The organism is Streptomyces sp. DF42 (assembly GCF_058267695.1).
The window spans coordinates 5,685,077-5,701,008 of sequence record NZ_CM177859.1; the positions used below are offsets into that span (position 1 = coordinate 5,685,077).

General features: G+C 69.2%; 15 protein-coding genes. 9 read left to right on the forward strand and 6 right to left on the reverse strand.

The genetic code is table 11. The annotated features are described in order from the left end of the window. The first annotated feature begins 136 nt into the window (after positions 1-136). The 7 genes from ACYUED_RS26085 (at position 137) to ACYUED_RS26115 (ending at position 9,048) form a co-directional block, all read left to right on the forward strand. Positions 137-985, forward strand: coding sequence for a menaquinone biosynthetic enzyme MqnA/MqnD family protein (locus ACYUED_RS26085; RefSeq protein ID WP_491285550.1), 849 nt, complete (start codon positions 137-139; stop codon positions 983-985). A 67-nt stretch (positions 986-1,052) separates the two neighbouring features. Continuing rightward, positions 1,053-2,858, forward strand: coding sequence for a serine/threonine-protein kinase (locus ACYUED_RS26090; protein WP_491285551.1), 1,806 nt, complete (start codon positions 1,053-1,055; stop codon positions 2,856-2,858). 161 nt (positions 2,859-3,019) lie between these two features. Next, positions 3,020-3,157, forward strand: coding sequence for a hypothetical protein (locus tag ACYUED_RS26095; protein WP_491285552.1), 138 nt, complete (start codon positions 3,020-3,022; stop codon positions 3,155-3,157). A gap of 153 nt (positions 3,158-3,310) precedes the next feature. Beyond that, positions 3,311-7,783, forward strand: a complete 4,473-nt coding sequence (locus ACYUED_RS26100) for an FtsK/SpoIIIE domain-containing protein (protein WP_491294439.1) — start codon at positions 3,311-3,313, stop codon at positions 7,781-7,783. Between the two features lie 89 nt (positions 7,784-7,872). Beyond that, positions 7,873-8,115 carry a hypothetical protein gene (locus tag ACYUED_RS26105; protein WP_491285553.1) on the forward strand — a complete coding sequence of 81 codons (243 nt, stop codon included), beginning with the start codon at positions 7,873-7,875 and terminating at the stop codon, positions 8,113-8,115. 127 nt (positions 8,116-8,242) lie between these two features. Next, entirely contained in the window at positions 8,243-8,749 is a 507-nt protein-coding gene (locus ACYUED_RS26110) for a DUF3592 domain-containing protein (RefSeq protein ID WP_491285554.1), read from the forward strand. After that, positions 8,746-9,048: a hypothetical protein gene (locus ACYUED_RS26115; RefSeq protein WP_491285555.1), complete on the forward strand. Its 303-nt coding sequence runs from the start codon at positions 8,746-8,748 to the stop codon at positions 9,046-9,048. Before ACYUED_RS26110 ends, ACYUED_RS26115 begins: the two co-directional genes overlap by 4 nt. Positions 9,049-9,330: 282 nt before the next feature. Here the strand turns inward: ACYUED_RS26115 and ACYUED_RS26120 are convergent, their stop codons facing one another. Then, entirely contained in the window at positions 9,331-9,591 is a 261-nt protein-coding gene (locus ACYUED_RS26120; protein ID WP_266519330.1) for a WXG100 family type VII secretion target, read from the reverse strand. A gap of 206 nt (positions 9,592-9,797) precedes the next feature. Here ACYUED_RS26120 and ACYUED_RS26125 point away from each other — a divergent pair, with 206 nt between their 5' ends. Together ACYUED_RS26125 and ACYUED_RS26130 are read left to right on the forward strand one after the other, a co-directional pair. After that, positions 9,798-10,058: a hypothetical protein gene (locus ACYUED_RS26125; RefSeq protein ID WP_266844567.1), complete on the forward strand. Its 261-nt coding sequence runs from the start codon at positions 9,798-9,800 to the stop codon at positions 10,056-10,058. Between the two features lie 39 nt (positions 10,059-10,097). Next, positions 10,098-10,937 carry a hypothetical protein gene (locus ACYUED_RS26130; protein ID WP_491285556.1) on the forward strand — a complete coding sequence of 280 codons (840 nt, stop codon included), beginning with the start codon at positions 10,098-10,100 and terminating at the stop codon, positions 10,935-10,937. Positions 10,938-11,230: 293 nt separating this feature from the next. On the opposite strand, the gene ACYUED_RS26135 is transcribed toward ACYUED_RS26130, so the two are convergent. From ACYUED_RS26135 to ACYUED_RS26155, 5 genes are all read right to left on the reverse strand, one after another. Then, the gene (locus ACYUED_RS26135) at positions 11,231-12,664 is read right to left on the reverse strand and encodes a PE-PGRS family protein (protein WP_266592434.1); all 1,434 of its coding nucleotides are present in this window, start codon (positions 12,662-12,664) and stop codon (positions 11,231-11,233) included. Between the two features lie 421 nt (positions 12,665-13,085). Beyond that, complete coding sequence (locus tag ACYUED_RS26140) at positions 13,086-13,763, reverse strand: hypothetical protein (RefSeq protein ID WP_491285557.1); 678 nt, start codon at positions 13,761-13,763, stop codon at positions 13,086-13,088. Between the two features lie 100 nt (positions 13,764-13,863). Continuing rightward, entirely contained in the window at positions 13,864-14,148 is a 285-nt protein-coding gene (locus ACYUED_RS26145) for a hypothetical protein (RefSeq protein WP_491285558.1), read from the reverse strand. A gap of 64 nt (positions 14,149-14,212) precedes the next feature. Further along, entirely contained in the window at positions 14,213-14,869 is a 657-nt protein-coding gene (locus ACYUED_RS26150; protein WP_491285559.1) for a hypothetical protein, read from the reverse strand. A gap of 34 nt (positions 14,870-14,903) precedes the next feature. Next, on the reverse strand, positions 14,904-15,932 hold the full coding sequence (locus tag ACYUED_RS26155; protein ID WP_491285560.1) for an NHL repeat-containing protein: 1,029 nt from the start codon (positions 15,930-15,932) through the stop codon (positions 14,904-14,906).

A 15,932-nucleotide genomic window follows, 5' to 3' on the forward strand; every position in this document is an offset into this window, starting at 1 on the left:
GGCAGCCGAAAGCAATAGAGGGCAAGATCACGTCACCCGAACGTTTGAAAGTGCCGCATGGGGCTGACGGGACACGGCAAAGGCGCCGCACCACCCTGAAGGGTGCACCGTACCCCATAGGGTCTAGCCTCGCGATGTGGACAATTCTCGCACCCGGCCGCGCGTCGGCCACATCCAGTTCCTGAACTGCCTGCCTCTGTACTGGGGGCTCGCGAGGACGGGCACGCTCCTCGACTTCGAGCTGACGAAGGACACCCCGGAGAAGCTCAGTGAGCAGTTGGTGCAGGGAGACCTCGACATCGCGCCCATCACCCTGGTCGAGTTCCTCAAGAACGCGGACGACCTGGTCGCCTTCCCGGACATCGCGGTGGGATGCGACGGCCCGGTGATGTCCTGCGTGATCGTCTCGCAGGTCCCGCTGGACCAGCTGGACGGCCGCCGGGTCGCCCTCGGGTCGACCTCGCGCACCTCCGTCCGTCTCGCACAGCTGCTCCTCGCCGAGCGTTACGGCGTCCAGCCCGACTACTACGTCTGCCCGCCCGACCTCAGCCTGATGATGCAGGAGGCCGAAGCGGCCGTACTCATCGGGGACGCGGCCCTGCGGGCGAACCTCCTCGACGGGCCGCGGTTCGGCCTTGAGGTGCACGACCTCGGCACGCTGTGGAAGGAGTGGACGGGCCTCCCCTTCGTCTTCGCCGTCTGGGCCGCCCGCCGCGACTACCTCGCGCGCGAACCGGAGATCACCCGCAAGGTCCACGAGGCCTTCCTCGCCTCCCTCAACCTCTCCCTGGAGGAGGTCGGCAAGGTCGCAGAGCAGGCGGCCCGCTGGGAAGCCTTCGACGAGCGGATCCTGGAGCAGTACTTCACGACGCTCGACTTCCGCTTCGGGGGCCCGCAGCTGGCGGCGGTCACGGAATTCGCCCGGCGCGTGGGGCCGACCACGGGATTCCCGGCGGATGTGAAGGTGGAGCTGCTGCAGCCGTAAGCCGCCGGGGAACGGCGCACTACCCTTTTCTCGTCGTTACGGGGGACACGGGGGAGGGGTGGGGGTCATGCAGCCGCTCGGGGTCGAAGAGCCCACCGTCGTGGGGCCCTACCGGCTGCTCGGCCGGCTCGGCTCCGGCGGGATGGGCCGCGTCTATCTGGGCCGCAGCGCCGGGGGCCGCACCGTCGCGGTCAAGATCGTGCACCCGCACTTCGCGCTCGACGAGGAGTTCCGGGCCCGCTTCCGCCGTGAGGTCGAGGCCGCGCGCCGGGTGGGCGGAGCATGGACGGCGCCCGTCCTGGACGCGGACCCCGAGGCCGGGGTGCCGTGGGTCGCGACGGCGTACGCGGCGGGCCCGTCACTGTCGGGGGCGGTCACGGACAACGGTCAACTGCCCCTGCATTCCGTACGGGTCCTGGGCGCGGGCCTCGCGGAAGCGCTTGCGGCGGTGCACGAACTGGGCCTCGTACACCGGGATGTGAAGCCGTCGAACGTCCTGCTGACCCTCGACGGCCCCCTCTTGATCGACTTCGGGATCGCCCGGGCCACGGACGGCACGACGTCCCTCACCTCGACCGGCGTCTCGATCGGCTCGCCCGGCTACATGTCCCCCGAGCAGATCCTCGGCAAGGGCGCCACGGGCGCGGCCGACGTCTTCTCGCTGGGAGCGGTGCTGGCGTACGCGGCGACGGGGGAACCGCCGTTTCCCGGTGACTCGTCCGCCGCGCTCCTCTACAAGGTCGTCCACGAGGAGCCCGAACTCGGCTCGCTGAGCGGTGAGTTGCGGGAGGTGGTGGAGTCCTGCCTGACCAAGGATCCGACGCAGCGGCCGACTCCGGGCGAGGTGGCACGGCGGATCGCTCCCGAGGGGGCGGCGCGGATGGTGGCGGGCGGATGGCTGCCGGGGGCGCTGGTGGAGCAGGTGAGCCGTAGCGCCGTACAGCTGCTGAACCTTGAGGTGAGAGAGGCGGCTTCCGGGCCGGTGGGGTTCAGCAGTCCTTCGGTCGGGGACGCAGTGCCGGCTGATGGGGATGAGGCGACCACCGGTGGGGACGGTGTGGCGACCGGTGGGGATGAGGCGGCAACCGGCGCAGATGGGGCGACGGCCGGTGGAAATGAGGCCGGGCGGCCGACGGCGGGGGAGTTCGGGCCGGCGCCGGTGATGCCGGCGGCTGCGCCTGCGCCTGCCTCCGTACCCGAGCCGCGCGACGCACCTCCCGTCGAACAGCGGCCGGGCAGGCTCTCCGTGTCCGTGGCCGCGGCGTCCACGCCGGGGGACGGCGGACGGGGACGCCGGCTGAGCTGCACGGTGGCGCTGGCGGTCGCGGGAGCGCTGGCGGCGGTGACGGTGGGGTCGGTGTTCGTGTTCGACCTGCTGCCGGGCAGCGGCGGCCACAACGATGCGGGAGGTGGCCGGGGGGCGTACTCGCCGGCGCCCACTGCGGCTTCGAGTGCGGCGCCGAGTACCGCTCAGAGTGCGACGCCGAGTGAGGGTTCCAGGACGGCGGCCGGCGCCCCGCCCGCCGTCCCCGCCACCTACCTCGGCACCTGGGAGGGCCAGGGCCTCGCCCTCGACGGCGCCTTGCCGGTCGGCACCTTCCGGCTGACCGTCCACCAGGCGGGCGTGGGCGAGGAGTTGGGCCGACTCCGCCAGACCGACCAGCTCGGCGGCGTCTGCAACGACGTACTGACCGTCAAGACGGTCACGAAGAAGCAGATCGTCGCGACGTCGGTGGGCGCGAAGTCCAACCACGCGGGATGCAACCCGGCGGCGCACACAGTGCGGTTGTCGCGGGTGGGGGACGATCTGAAGTACGTGTCGGACAGCGAGGCGGAGGGGAACCCTGCGGCTCGGATGTCGCGGGTGGAGTAGAGGGCTTCGCCCCAAGGTTCGGGTATCTGACGAGCGGGGGATCAGCGGGCCCGCCGCTCCCATGCGTACCGTCGATCACTAGTGTGTCTGCGACAGCGTTCCTCCGGGCAGGCACGACGCTCTGCAGCGTCGGCAGTTCCCTGGCGGGCGGTGTCTCTGGCATGGATGCCAAGACCGGCCGGGTCCGCTGGACCTGGCCCGACGACAAGGACAGAAGCGACGACTGGCAGATCGCGCTCTCCGGAAACCGGCTGATGGTGACGAACGGGCCGGACAGCTACGCGATGCCGACGGTCTGACATGCGATGCCGGCGGTCCGGCGGCCGGTGTCCGCCGCTCGTCGCCCGACGCCCGATGCACGGGCGGCCGAGCGCGGAAGCAGCCACTGCCATTAGTCTCCGTTAGCTGATGTAACGCAGGTGGCCACAGGGGCCGACGGGAGGATGACCGCCATGCGGATGCTGGTCACGGTCGTGCAGGAAGGTGGTGAGCCGCACGACGTTGTGATCGCAACGGACGACATGGCCACCGCCGGCGACGTCGCGGAGGTGTTGGGGGCGGCCCTCGGGCACCCCGCACCCCACCCAGGCCACGGTGCGGGGAACGTGGTGCAGATGCCGGGCACCACCGCGGTCCCGATGCCCGGCTACGGAGCGGCCGACACCCGGGCTCCCTCGCTGTGGGCCGACGGTCTGTACTGCGATCCGGCGGCACCGGCCGCCACCGTACTGCGCGACGGCATGCGCGTCTCCGTGGACGACTCGATAGGCCCGCTCCTGCGCAAGGGCGAGCCGGTCGGCCAGTACGAGTTGAGGGTGGCCGGCGGACCCGCGGCCGGCCGGGTGGTCCGGCTGGGCGTGGGAGCGGCAACCGTGGGATCCGCGCCGACCTGCACGTTGCCCGTGTCGGACCCGTCGCTGCCGCAGGTCGCGCTCCGGGTGACGATCGACTTGCAGGGCGACACCAAGGTCAGCGCCGAAGGCGGCGCCGAGGTACTGCTCGACGACGAAGCGGTGGAGACCGGGGCGTCCTGGCCGCTCGGCGGCGTCGTCCGGGTCGGCGACTCGCTCCTCGTCCTCGACCGGGTGGCCGAACCCGACGCGCATCTGTCCCTGATGAGCGAAGGCGGCCTCGCCTACAACCGCCCGCCCAGGCTGTCCCCCCTCAGACCACGTCGACGGCTCGTGGTGCCGGTCCCGCCCGGCAAGGGGGAGAAGGCCAAGTTCCAGCTCCTCATGGCGATCATGCCCCTGTTCTTCGGGCTGGGCATGTACTTCGTCACCAAACAGGTCTACATGCTGGCGTTCTGCCTCATGAGCCCGCTGATGATGCTCGGCCAGTGGATCAGCGAGAACCGCGAGGGCAAGAAGAAGGACAAGACCTCGCTGAAGCAGTACAAGAAGGACCTCGCGCAACACAAGGCCGAACTGGCCGTCCTCGGCAAGGAGGAGCAGCGCGCCCGCCGCCAGGACGCCCCCGACCCGGCCGAGATCCTGCTCTTCGCCACCGGCCCGCGTCGTCGCCTGTGGGAGCGCCGTCTCACCGACCCCGACGCGATGCTGCTCAGGATCGGCGTCGGCGGGCTGGAGTCCGACGTGGAACTCGCCCTGGCGCGCGGCGGCCTGTCGGGCGACGAGGACACCCCGCAGCCCCCGGTCCTGCCGGACGTCCCGGTCACCCTCCCCTTCGCCAGGCTCGGCGTCGTCGGCATCGCCGGTGACCGCGCACGGGCGATGGCCACCGCCCGGTGGATCAGCGTCCAGGCCGCCGTACTGCACAGCCCCCGGGACCTCTCCCTCGTGTCCCTGTCGGCGACCCAGGCGGCCGGAGCCGAGTGGCACTGGACCCACTGGCTGCCCCACACCAACCCCGAACAGGGGCAGGACTGCGTGGCGTTGGTCGGCTTCGACTCCGAGGGCATCACCCGCAGGGTCAACGAGCTGCTGAACGAGCTGACCCGCCGCAAGGCGGCCCGCGAACAGCAGAACGCCATGGGGCAGCTGTACCCGGACGCCAACATCCTGCTCATCCTGGACGGCGCACGCCTCCTCCGCCGCGTCCCCGGCGTCCCCCAACTCCTCACCGAGGGACCGCAGTACGGCATCATCGCCCTCTGCATCGACGAGGACGAGCGACTCCTCCCCGAGGAGTGCAAGGCCGTCGTCGCCTGGTCCCCCGACGCCGCCCACCACGTCCGGGTGCGCGGCTACGGCATGGAGGGCGTGGGCGACATCCTGGCGGACCAGGTCACCTACGAGTGGTGCGAGCTGCTCGCCCGCTCCCTGGCACCGGTGCGGGACGTCAGCCGCGACGACGCCGGCGCCGCATTGCCGACCTCGGCCCGGCTGCTGAACCTGCTGAACATGCCCAACCCCACGGGTGCGGACGTGGAACGCATCTGGCACACGGGTGGCGCCACGACCGCCGCCCCGATCGGCATCGCGGCGGACGGCCCGTTCGTCCTGGACATCCGCAGGGACGGACCGCACGCGCTGGTGGCCGGTACGACGGGTGCCGGTAAGTCGGAGCTGCTGCAGACGATCATCGCCTCACTCGCGGTGGCGAACCGTCCGGACGCCCTGAACTACGTCCTCATCGACTACAAGGGCGGCAGCGCCTTCATGGACTGCGCCCGGCTGCCCCACACCGTCGGCATGGTCAGCGACCTCGACGCCCACCTGACCGAGCGGGCCCTGGCCTCGCTCGCGGCAGAGCTGCACCGGCGCGAGCGGATCCTCTTCGACGCGGCCGCCAAGGACATCGAGGACTACAACGACACCCGCAAGCTCCGCCCCGAGCTGGAGCCGATGCCCCGACTGGTGCTGGTGATCGACGAGTTCGCCTCCCTGGTCGCCGAACTCCCGGACTTCATCGCGGGCCTGGTCGACATCGCCCGTCGAGGCCGTTCACTGGGCGTGCACCTGGTGCTGGCGACACAGCGCCCGGCGGGTGTGGTGAGCGCGGACATCCGGGCCAACACGAACCTCAGGATCGCGCTGCGCGTAACGGACGCCTCGGAATCCCAGGACGTCATCGACGCCCCGGACTCGGGCGCCATCGCGAAGTCGACCCCCGGTCGCATGTATGTCCGCTCCGGCGCCCAGTCCCTGGTCGGCGTGCAGTCGGCCCGTATCGGTGGCCGCCGCCCGGCAACGGGCCAGACCGGCCCGAAGGCTACGCTCCAGCCCCTGGCCTGGAACGCCTACAGCCGCCCGCTCCCCAAGCAGAACCAGGCCGACGACGACGGCACCATGGTCACCGACCTGGCGGTCCTGGTCGACGCGGTCCGCGACGGCGCGGCCCGCATGGGCTACGGCGAACAGCGCAGCCCGTGGCTGCCGCCGCTGGGGGAGCAGGTGACCCTGCAGGAACTGGAGGCATACGGGGCGGCGGGCTCCGGTGCCGACGTGGCACCGATCCCGTACGGCCTCATCGACCTTCCCGCGAGGCAGAGCCGCACGCCGCTCGCCCTGGACCCGGTCCACGGCGAACACACGCTGCTGCTCGGCGGTGCCCGCTCCGGCCGCTCGACGGCCCTGCGCACGCTGGCCGGTTCGCTGGCTCGCGCCACTTCCCCGCACGACGTGCACCTCTACGGCATCGACTGCGGCTCCAACGCCCTCCTGCCGCTGATGCGCCTGCCGCACGTGGGCGCCGTGGTCACCCGCGACGAACCCGACCGCGTACGACGTCTCATCGACCGCCTGCTCGCGGAGATCGCCCGCCGGCAGCGCCTGCTCGCGATGGAGGGCGCGTCCAGCACCGCCGAGCAGCGTGCCGCAGCGGCGCCGGAGGACCGGCTGCCGTGGATGGTGCTCCTCCTGGACAGCTGGGAGGGCTTCGCCTCCACCTTCGAGAACTACAACTACGGCTCGCTGCTCGAAGCGGCCCAGCGAATTTTCCGTGAAGGTTCGGCAGTGGGGCTGAAAGTGGTCATGACGGCCGACCGCAGCGGCCTCAGCGGTCATGTCTCCTCCGCCTTCGCGGACCGGCTCGTCATGCGTTTCGCCGACCCGAGCGACTACGCCACGGCCGGACTCCAGCCTCGCGAGGTCCCGAAGAACATGCCTCCGGGCCGTGCGCTGCGGATCACCGACACAGGCGTGAACGAGACCCAGATCGGCCTTCTGGCCGAGGACCCGGCGGGTCAGGCGCAGGTGCGCGCCCTGCGCGAGATCGCGGAGGAGGCGCGAGCACGTTACGCCCGTATTCCCGCCGACCGCCGCCCTCTGCGGGTGGACGCACTGCCGTCCCGCATCACGGCGTCGGAAGCACTGGCCCTGGACCCCGACTTCGCCCCGTCGTCCCGCCTCTGGGCACTGATCGGCGTCGGCGGCGACGAACTCCACCCCGTCGGCGTCGACCTGGAGGAGAGCGGCCCCGGCTTCGTCATCGCGGGGCCGCCCAAGTCGGGCCGCTCCACACTGCTGCTGGCCGCGACCGAGTCGCTGCTGCGCGCCGGGACCCCGGTGGTACTGGTCACCCCGCGCCGCTCCCCGCTCCGTGACCTGGAGGGCAGGGACGGTGTCCTGGGCGTGCTCAACGCCGACAGCCGCGAGGACGACCTGGAAGAGCTGACCGCCAAGGCGCCGAACGGCTCCTACGTGGTCGTCGCCGACGACGCCGAACTCCTCTACGACACAAGCCTCGACGAGGCCCTGGAGGCAGTCGTCCGCAAGGGCGCCGACGGCGGCATCGGCCTGCTCGCGGCCGGCACGACGGACAGCCTCTCCGGTCAGTACCGAGGCTTCGCCGTCGAGGCCCGCAAGTCCCGCAACGGCGTGCTGCTGACCCCGCAGAGCCCGTCGGACGGCGAACTCTTCGGCATCCGCCTCCCCGCGAACAGCGGCGGCGGATCGGCGGGCAGCGGCCTGTTCGTGTCGGGTGGGTCGTTCATGCCGATTCAGGGGGTCATGAACGGCTGAGCGCACGATGTCGCCGTCACGTCGAACGTCGCGTCTCTCGGCGTCGGAATGGCCGCCACTTGGGGCACTGAGGCACTGAGGCGCTGATCGTGGCCGGTGCCGGTGCCGGTGCCGGTGCCGGTGCCGGTGCCGGTGCCGCTTCCGGTGGCCCGGTCGGCTGGGCCGTGGGAGCGGGCATCCTGGTGGGTGCCGGCCTTGGGTACGCCGCCTATTACGCCCTCAACACCGATACGGGCAAGAAGGCCATTCATGCCGTCACCAACGCGGTCAAGGATGTCGGCAAGAGCATCGGCGGCGCTGCCAAGACAGTCGGCGGCCGGCTCGGGTTGTGACTCACGGAAACCGGATCTCATAGTGAAGAAGAAGAGGACGAAGCGGTCGCGGAACGATTGGACTCCGCCTCCGAACACCGGCGAACAGAAAGCCCGGTTGGAGGAGTCACGTAGGAAGATCGCCCTTGTGCGACAGCCGGTGCCACAGCGGCGACTGATCCTGACGCTGTTCACCCTGTTCCTCGTGGCCCTCGGTATTTTCCTCGCTTTCTCCCTTCCCGCGCACTCGCTCGTCAGCGACCTGCGTTCGCGCGGAGTCGCCACGTGGGCGGAGGTGACGTCCTCACCGAGGGACCACTTCGGTAGCCCCGGCAACATCCAAATCCAGTTCAAGGGCCCCAAGGGCGAGGTCGACCCGACACTGAGCGACTGGGGCGGCAGACGCCCCGGCGGCCTGGCGACCGGAAAGCTCGTATCGGTCACCTACGACCCGCAGGACCCCACCCGAGTGCTCACCACGGCCTGGGTGAAGAATCCACCGGTCCTGACCCTGCCGATGCTGGTGTCACTGATCGTGTCCGCGTTCTTCCTGGCGGGGACGATTTTCCTCACCATACGGCGGCGCAGACTGTTGTCCGACCGGAAGCAGGCGGACATGGCGGAGAAACCGGAGAACGAGAGGGAACACCTGTGACCGGCTCCGAGCCCAAGGTCGACAATCCGAGAAAAGCGGACCTGGTGAAGTTGCGCGGTGCCCTCGCCAAGGAGGTCGCCCGCCTCAGGGACGCCCTCAAGCGCCCGACCGAGGACATCGGCGGTGACAAGGTCTGGGTCGGAAAGAACGCGCGAGCCTGGCACCGCGAGATGGAGGGTCGCAACAAACGACTGAATGACCAGGTCGACAAGCTGCTTCCGGTGATCGACGCGGCCATCCGGAACGAGCCGGACAAGGTGTCGGCGACCGAGGCTCGGATGTACCACCAGGCGATCTAGGGACCGGACTTCTCCACTGGACCGGAGCCCTGGGCTGGGATGTCGAACTTCGACCGTCGTGGTCGGCCCCTTCCGGAATGCGATCGCATTCGCGTCCGCTCGCAGGCTCGTCTCCGCGGTGCGCGCTTCGGGCGGCAACGGGGACGGCGGGCGGCGGGGTTGCTCCAGGGGCGAGCAGGTGTCACCAAGGGGCCTGAACGCGCCGCCGGGGCGCCGACTCGGAACCGTGGGTTCTCGGCCGGCGCCCCGGTGGGCAGTGTCATCCGCGCGGGCAGCCTGGGATCAGGTGGCGCGCTCGATGTTGTCGGCACTCGTCTGCGCCGACTTGCTGGCCTCGTTCAGGGTGTCGACCCACTTCGAGAACGTCGGCTTGACGTCGTGCCAGTCGTGGCGGAAACGGTCGGCCTTCGGGCCCTTCCAGAAGCCCTCGCTGTGGCTCGTCTTGCCGTCCAGGTCCTTGATCAGGACCTGGAGGTCGTGAGCCTTGTGAGCGAAGAGCTTGGAAAGCTCCCGGAGTTGCTGAAGATCTGCACCGCGATCCATGGCGATCCTCCCCGTGTGGTTCAGAGGCAACCGGACTGTCCGTTTGCAACAGTGGACGCTACCGCACCACACATAGCCGTCGTCCAGTGCTGCCGGAGATCTGATCATCCGGTGAACAAACCGTGGTCATCCGGGCGGGAGGGTCCAGGTAAAAGGAGACCCATGGATCGGTATGCTGAGGCTCTTAGTCAGCGGGGGAGGCTGCTATGGCAAATCCTGACATTCAGGAACTCAACCACCGCGCCAGCCAGTTGAGGTCGCTGGCCGACCATATCGACGCCCTCGTCGACACTGCCAAGAAGCACAGCACGGTCGGCATGAAATCCTGGTCGGGCCCGAACGCGGATCACGTGCGCGGCAAGCTGAAGAGCTGGCAGACGACGTGCGGCACAGTTGCCCAGGCACTCCGCGACGAGGCGCACCAGTGCACCAAGGACGCCAAGGACCTGCAGAACCAGAAGAAGTGAGCCGGCGCTGACGCCGCCTCGCGGAAGGAACCCAGCCCAGTGCCTTCGTACGACAGCTCCCGAGCCCGTTTCCGCCTGGCCGACCACCACATCGCCGTCTTCGCGCACCTCCTGGACGGCGAGACACCACCCGAGGAACTGTGGGAGTCACTCGTCGAGCTCCAGCGCATCGGCCTGGTCGGCGAAGAGGGAGAACTGGCGCCGCTGCTGCGTGACTTGCTCGGCACGCTGGCCGACCCCATGGTGATGATCCAGGTCGAGGTCACCGGCGAGCACGGCCCGGTCAACCACGGCGTGGTCGTGGGCCAGGAAGCCGTCATCTCGCACGACGGCTGGCCGGGCGAGGAGGAGTCGGAGTACGTCTCCATCGAACCCAACACCCTCGTCTGGGAACTGGCCCGCAAGGTCAACCTGCATCGCGGGGAGAAGCCCGAGGAGGGCGCCCCCGAGGTGCGCCTCGTGACGAAGATGGCGGCGCTGGACGCCGCGTTCGTGGCGCTGGAGGAACCGGGCGAGGACGACGACGCGACGCGCGAACTCGTAAGCAAGGCACTCGTCGAGGCGGACACAAACCTCAAGGATCCGGCCCTAGGCCAGTTCCTGGACCTGGTCCTCTCCCTCAACGCCACCTGGCGCATCACGACCGCCTGGGACGGCAGGCACGACGGCCAGACATCCACCATGATCCGCGCTCTCGCCGTCTGGGACTGCGGGCCCCTCGGCTACTGGATCCGCGAGCAGCCCGAGGAGCCGATCATGCCGGGCCAGGTCGGCCCGGACAGCCAACTCGTTCTGGTTCGCTCCAACTCGGCCGAGGTCTGGGAGAAGATCACGGATTTGCTGCCGGACAAGGAAGAGCTGCCGACCGGGGGCGAGTGACGGCAGAGATCCGGAGCCGAGCATGAGGAACGTTAACCCGGGACGACCTGGACCGGCTCGCCAAGCTGTTTGACGGCAGAGCCGGGATGCAGGACAAACTCGATGAGGCCTTCTCCAGGGCCTCAAGATCGGGTGTCAGTGGATGCAGGGCTGAGCGGCGCGAGGTGAGCGGCGTGGTGCCCGGCTGACCGGTTATGTGTGCCGAGCTGCTCGTCACGATGGGGGTGTTCGTGCTGTGCGGGCGGCTGCGGTGGTGCGGGGACCGATGTTGGCGTGGGGTGACCGCCGGCCGGTCAGAACCAGTTCATGGGATTCGCCTTGGACTTGGCGATGGACTTGCCCAGATCCTTTGCCTTGTCACCGACCCACTTGGTTGCCTCTCCCGCGCCCTTCTTGATGTCGTCCCAGTGCTGGACCACCTTTGCGCCGCCGTAGATGAGGCCGGTGCCCACGGCCAGGCCGATGGTCACCGGGTTCGGGGCGACCATGGCGGCCGTCAGCGAGGCGTTGAAGCCGACCTCCGCGACGTCGGCGACGTACGCGGCGCCGTTCTTCTTGAAGGCGGTGACCGGGTTGCCCTGCGAGATGACGTTGGCGGCGCTGTAGCCGGTGGACAGCACGCCGCCGACGATGCCCGCCCCGCGGAGGAATCCGGCGGTCTTCGCCGCGGCGCCGAGGCCGGTACGCAGGGCGCCGGCTCCCCGCGCCGCGTTCGTGGCCTCCGCGAAGGAGTTGGCGAACCGCTGGCTGTTGGCGGCCTTGCTGAAGACCTTGATCAGGCTGGCGTTTCCGGCCCGGGCGACGGCCTGCCCCGAGTGTGTGAAACCGCCGTACATCTTGGCGGCCTCGTCCGAGCCGACCAGGAAGTCGATGACGCCGTTGGCCCGGAGGCTGTTCATGAGAGGGGTGGAGCGGGCCCAGTTGTAGCCCTGGCCGATCAGGTCACCGCGGAGGCCGGACGTCAGCGGCACGCGGGAGAGGCTCTGGTAGGCGGAGCTCCGGCCGAAGATCGAGCCGAGCTGTCCGGGCAGCCAGGAGCCGGGGGCGCTCAGGGAGCGAATCTTCGGAGTCCACTTGATCAGGCCATTGCCGGCCGAGCGGATGAGCCCGCTGTCGGAACCCCGCATGACCACGCCAAGGCGGGTCTTCCAGGTGCGCAGCGCGCCTGCCTTGAGGGAGTTGCCGAGCAGCGTCTTGGTGAGCCCCGCGCCCTGGATGGTGACGACGGCGGTGGCGGCGGTCACGGAGCCCCAGTCACCGTAGAGGCCGATCATGGTGGCGATGGTCTCCTCGTGCGGCTGGAGACCGGGTATCTGGGAGATCGCGTGGGCCTGCAGCCGCTCTACCCAGTCCGCCAGGGACTCGTCGGGCTGCCGTTTGAACTTGTAGGCGTTCGGATCGTCGCTGGCGGCAACGGAGTTGGCCAGCAGCAGGGCGTCCGGCCCGAGCTCCGTCTTGTACTTCTCCATGTCCTTGGCACTGAACCCGGCCCAGAGCAGGCCGGCTTGGGGGTCGCCGCTCTCCAGCCGGGCGAAGACGGCCCGCTTGCGGAGGTCGGGTGCCGCGTCCGTGACCCAACTGCGCAGGGGCTTGAGCGAGGTCAGCTTGCTCGTGACGCCGAGCTGGGACGCCCTGGTGAATGCCTCGTCCAGCTTGTCCTGCATACCCCCACGACCGTCCAGGAGCTTCGCAAGCTGGTCCAGGTCGTCCGGGTTGACATTCCTCATGCCCATGCTTGCTTCATCCCCCAACAGCCTTTAACACAGAGCCGCTCGGATTCGGTGGGGAGCGGCGGCACCATGATACGGAGGGGACTGTTGGGGCGAACGGCCGCTGCCCATGGTGCCTTTACATGAGTGCACATGTGCCTCGGGCGATTCAGGCCCCCCTCACACCACGCTCAGCGGTCACCCCACGAGCGGGGACGCAAGCGCCAGGCGGCGGTCCAGCCATCCCGCCCGCACGGAGACCTACCCTGCCCGCCGAGACCATCACCACCTCGTCGGCGGCGCGCCGCTCCAGCGTGCGCGGCCCGGAACCATGGTCGCCGCCCTCTCCGCCCGGATCACCGATCGCCAGTCGACGGACTCCATCGGCGGCTCCACCGGGGCAGCCTGCGGCCGAACGTCACTGTCGCTCACCCCGCGTTCAGGAGCTACGCAGGAGCGCATAGGCGAAGACCAGGCGGCGGTCCAGCCAGTCCGCCCTGAGCAGGAACCGCTGATGACCGTCCGACGTCATCACCAGCTCACCGTCGGCCTTCCATTCGAGGACGCGCGACCTGCCGGGCTGGTCGCCGCCCTCCGCCCCCATGTCGGCCACTGCCTGCACGGCCCCCAGCAGCAACTTGCCGGCGCCCTTCTGGACCATCTCGGTCACCCCGCCCTTGGCCCACTCCGCACTGCTCACGATCTCGGGACGGCTGGGTTGCTCAAGACGCCAGGTCGGCTTGAGGGCGTGCTTGAGCGGCGGGATGCGGCGGACCGTGCCGACGATCCGGCCCTGCCCGTCACGAACGCGGTAGTGGCGTGCGCCGTCCGCCTCCTCGGGGCCGTCGACGGAGCAAAGAAGGGCGCGGCCCTCAGCGTCTTCGTACAGGCGCAGATCGTTCGTGGACCCTTGCGGAGGGAAGAAGGCGCAGGGGGCGTTGACCCGCTGCATTCCTCCGCCGTGCGGGACCCTGAACGCCCGGACGCCGAGTACGGGCCGCTTGCGCCGGCCGGCCGCGGGCCGTTCCTCGTCACCGATGGCGAACTCCCATGCATCGGCCCAGGGCACTACGGGGACGGGAGGCTCGTCGACGTCTCTGCTCTTGCCGAACACCATGTGTCTCCCTGCTCGCTGTGCTGGGCTGCCGCCCCATCACCACACCGAGCCACCCTAGCTTGCGCCAAGCGCCCTTCCCTCTGTGGAGCCGGGCCCGAGGTCAAGCCCCACCATGCCCCTTGTTGTCCATCTGCGACTGCTTACGGCGGGCTTGCTCCACCAGTCGGTTCTCCTCCGCCGGGAACGAGTCGAACAGCGTCTTCAGCCGCTTCATGCGGCCCTCGTGATCGGCGCGCCAGTTGTCGGCCTTCTTGCCGATCCAGGTCTTCGGCAGCATGTTGTCGACGTTCTTCATAGCGGTGCGGATTTCGTTCACCGCACTCTCGATCGCGTTCATGTCCTGGCGGCACATGTAGTCCAGGCGATCTTCCAGGGGCACGGGCATGAGTGGGCCTCAATCTTCTGTTCGTCTGTCCGTCGAATTGACGCAGGTGCTTCAGCCGAAGCTCTCAGCACCTGCCCGAAATGACCTTGGTCTTGATCGCGTAGTCGTGAACGTCCGCGCTGATACCGGAGGTTGTGGGCAGGCCGTTGGGGACGGGGTCCGCCGAGGTGATGACGAGGCAGGCCCGGTACTTGGTGGGCTGCGCTTCCCCTGTCCGGTCGTCGGCTTTGGTGCCGGTGATGACGTAGCTGTCCACGGCGCCCGGGGGAGGGGTGGCGAAGTCGTCGCTCAGGCCGAGGCCGCTGCCCTTCACGACGGCCTGCACCTCGGTGTCCACCAGGGTCTTGAAGCTGCCTGCGCCCGGGGTGTCGCTGTCGCCGGGTGCCTGCCCGCCGCTCTCCATGTCGGCCGCGATCTTCTCTGTCTCGTGCACGACCTTGTCCTGGGTCCAGCGCTGGTCGTCCTCGGCGCTCCAGAACATGCCGGCGACGATGACGGTGAAGGCGACGAATGAGCCACGGGAGGCGATGACGAGGCCGAAGTTCCGCTCGGCGGCAGCCGCCTGGGGCTCCGGCGGGAGCGCTTCAGGGCGTACGGGCTCGACGGCCGTGGCGCTGTCGGCAGGCCGCGTCGGCAACTGCCGGTACACGCGGATCACGTCGAACGTGGCGGCGGCGACAGCGACGCCCACGATGAGAACGGCATACGAATGGCCGTCCACGTCTCTCTCCCTCTCTCTGCGCGGTCTGTCGGCTCTAGCTCGCCGGCGTGGGGACCACGAGGGCGGGATACGGATGGTCCTTGTCCTCCAGAGCCACCGTGGGCCCGCCCAGGGCGATGATTCGGTTGTTGCTCTGCACGACGTGCCATGGCACGAAGCACGGCGAATCGAGTGCCGGATAACTTTGCTTCGGTCGACAAGTCGCGTTACCGGCAGTGCCTTTGGCGAGCGCCGTGACAGACCCGTCGGCTTTCATGCGCACGATATATGCCGAGCCGTGCTCGCCTGAATCCACATCCAACAGTGTTGCGTACACGCCGGCATGGCCGTATGCGGGAGTCATGGTGAAAACGGAAAGAGCGGAAAACGGCTTGTTGAATCCTGGGAGCTTTCCCGTCAGCGTCAGGCTGCGCGGGCTGCGTCCTGGGGTGAGGATGACGAGGTCGTTGGACTTCTTCGCCTGAAGATAGATCGACCCGTCGGCGTCGACGGTTCCGGAAGGAATCCCCTCCTTCTCCGGGAAGGTGTAGACCTTCGCTGCCTGTGCGCCCTTGAGCGACCAGACGGAACTGCCGTCCACGGCGATGAACGATCCGTCGGGGCGCATCCCGATCGGCTGCGGATGCTTGATCTGGTCCGGAGCGGTGAGAGATTTCGAGGTGCCGTGCCGATCGATGTGGATCAGGCCCGAGGGGCCGGCCGTGAACACCCCGTCGTTCCCGGCGGTCGCCATGCCGTAGGAGCCGTGGTCCGCATCGATGTGCGCAAATCGGCTGACCTCGCCGGACGGTGTCACCTTCAGTACATCGGCGCCGGGCGAATCGTCGCCGTTGAGCGCGTAGATGTTTCCCGAGCGATCCGACACCACCGAGCCGTGGGGGTTCTCGGCCGCGCTGTCCAGGTCGCCCTTCTTGTCGATGGCGCTGAGGGCGAAGGTCGACAACCTGCCGGGCTTCGGAGCGGGAATGACGTCGGCCTTGTGGCCGGCGGAACCGTCCGAACAACCGGCGAGCGCCAAGACCAGAAGGAAGGGGACAGCCCCGCGGCGCAGAGTCGCGTGCAT

Coding starts and splice junctions, on each gene's coding strand:
- ACYUED_RS26090 (WP_491285551.1), top strand. CDS start 1,053: ATGCAGCCGCTCGGGGTCGAAGAGCCCACCGTCGTGGGGCCCTACCGG.
- ACYUED_RS26095 (WP_491285552.1), top strand. CDS start 3,020: ATGGATGCCAAGACCGGCCGGGTCCGCTGGACCTGGCCCGACGACAAG.
- ACYUED_RS26100 (WP_491294439.1), top strand. CDS start 3,311: ATGCGGATGCTGGTCACGGTCGTGCAGGAAGGTGGTGAGCCGCACGAC.
- ACYUED_RS26120 (WP_266519330.1), bottom strand. CDS start 9,591: ATGGATCGCGGTGCAGATCTTCAGCAACTCCGGGAGCTTTCCAAGCTC.
- ACYUED_RS26125 (WP_266844567.1), top strand. CDS start 9,798: ATGGCAAATCCTGACATTCAGGAACTCAACCACCGCGCCAGCCAGTTG.
- ACYUED_RS26135 (WP_266592434.1), bottom strand. CDS start 12,664: ATGAGGAATGTCAACCCGGACGACCTGGACCAGCTTGCGAAGCTCCTG.
- ACYUED_RS26140 (WP_491285557.1), bottom strand. CDS start 13,763: ATGGTGTTCGGCAAGAGCAGAGACGTCGACGAGCCTCCCGTCCCCGTA.
- ACYUED_RS26145 (WP_491285558.1), bottom strand. CDS start 14,148: ATGCCCGTGCCCCTGGAAGATCGCCTGGACTACATGTGCCGCCAGGAC.
- ACYUED_RS26155 (WP_491285560.1), bottom strand. CDS start 15,932: ATGCACGCGACTCTGCGCCGCGGGGCTGTCCCCTTCCTTCTGGTCTTG.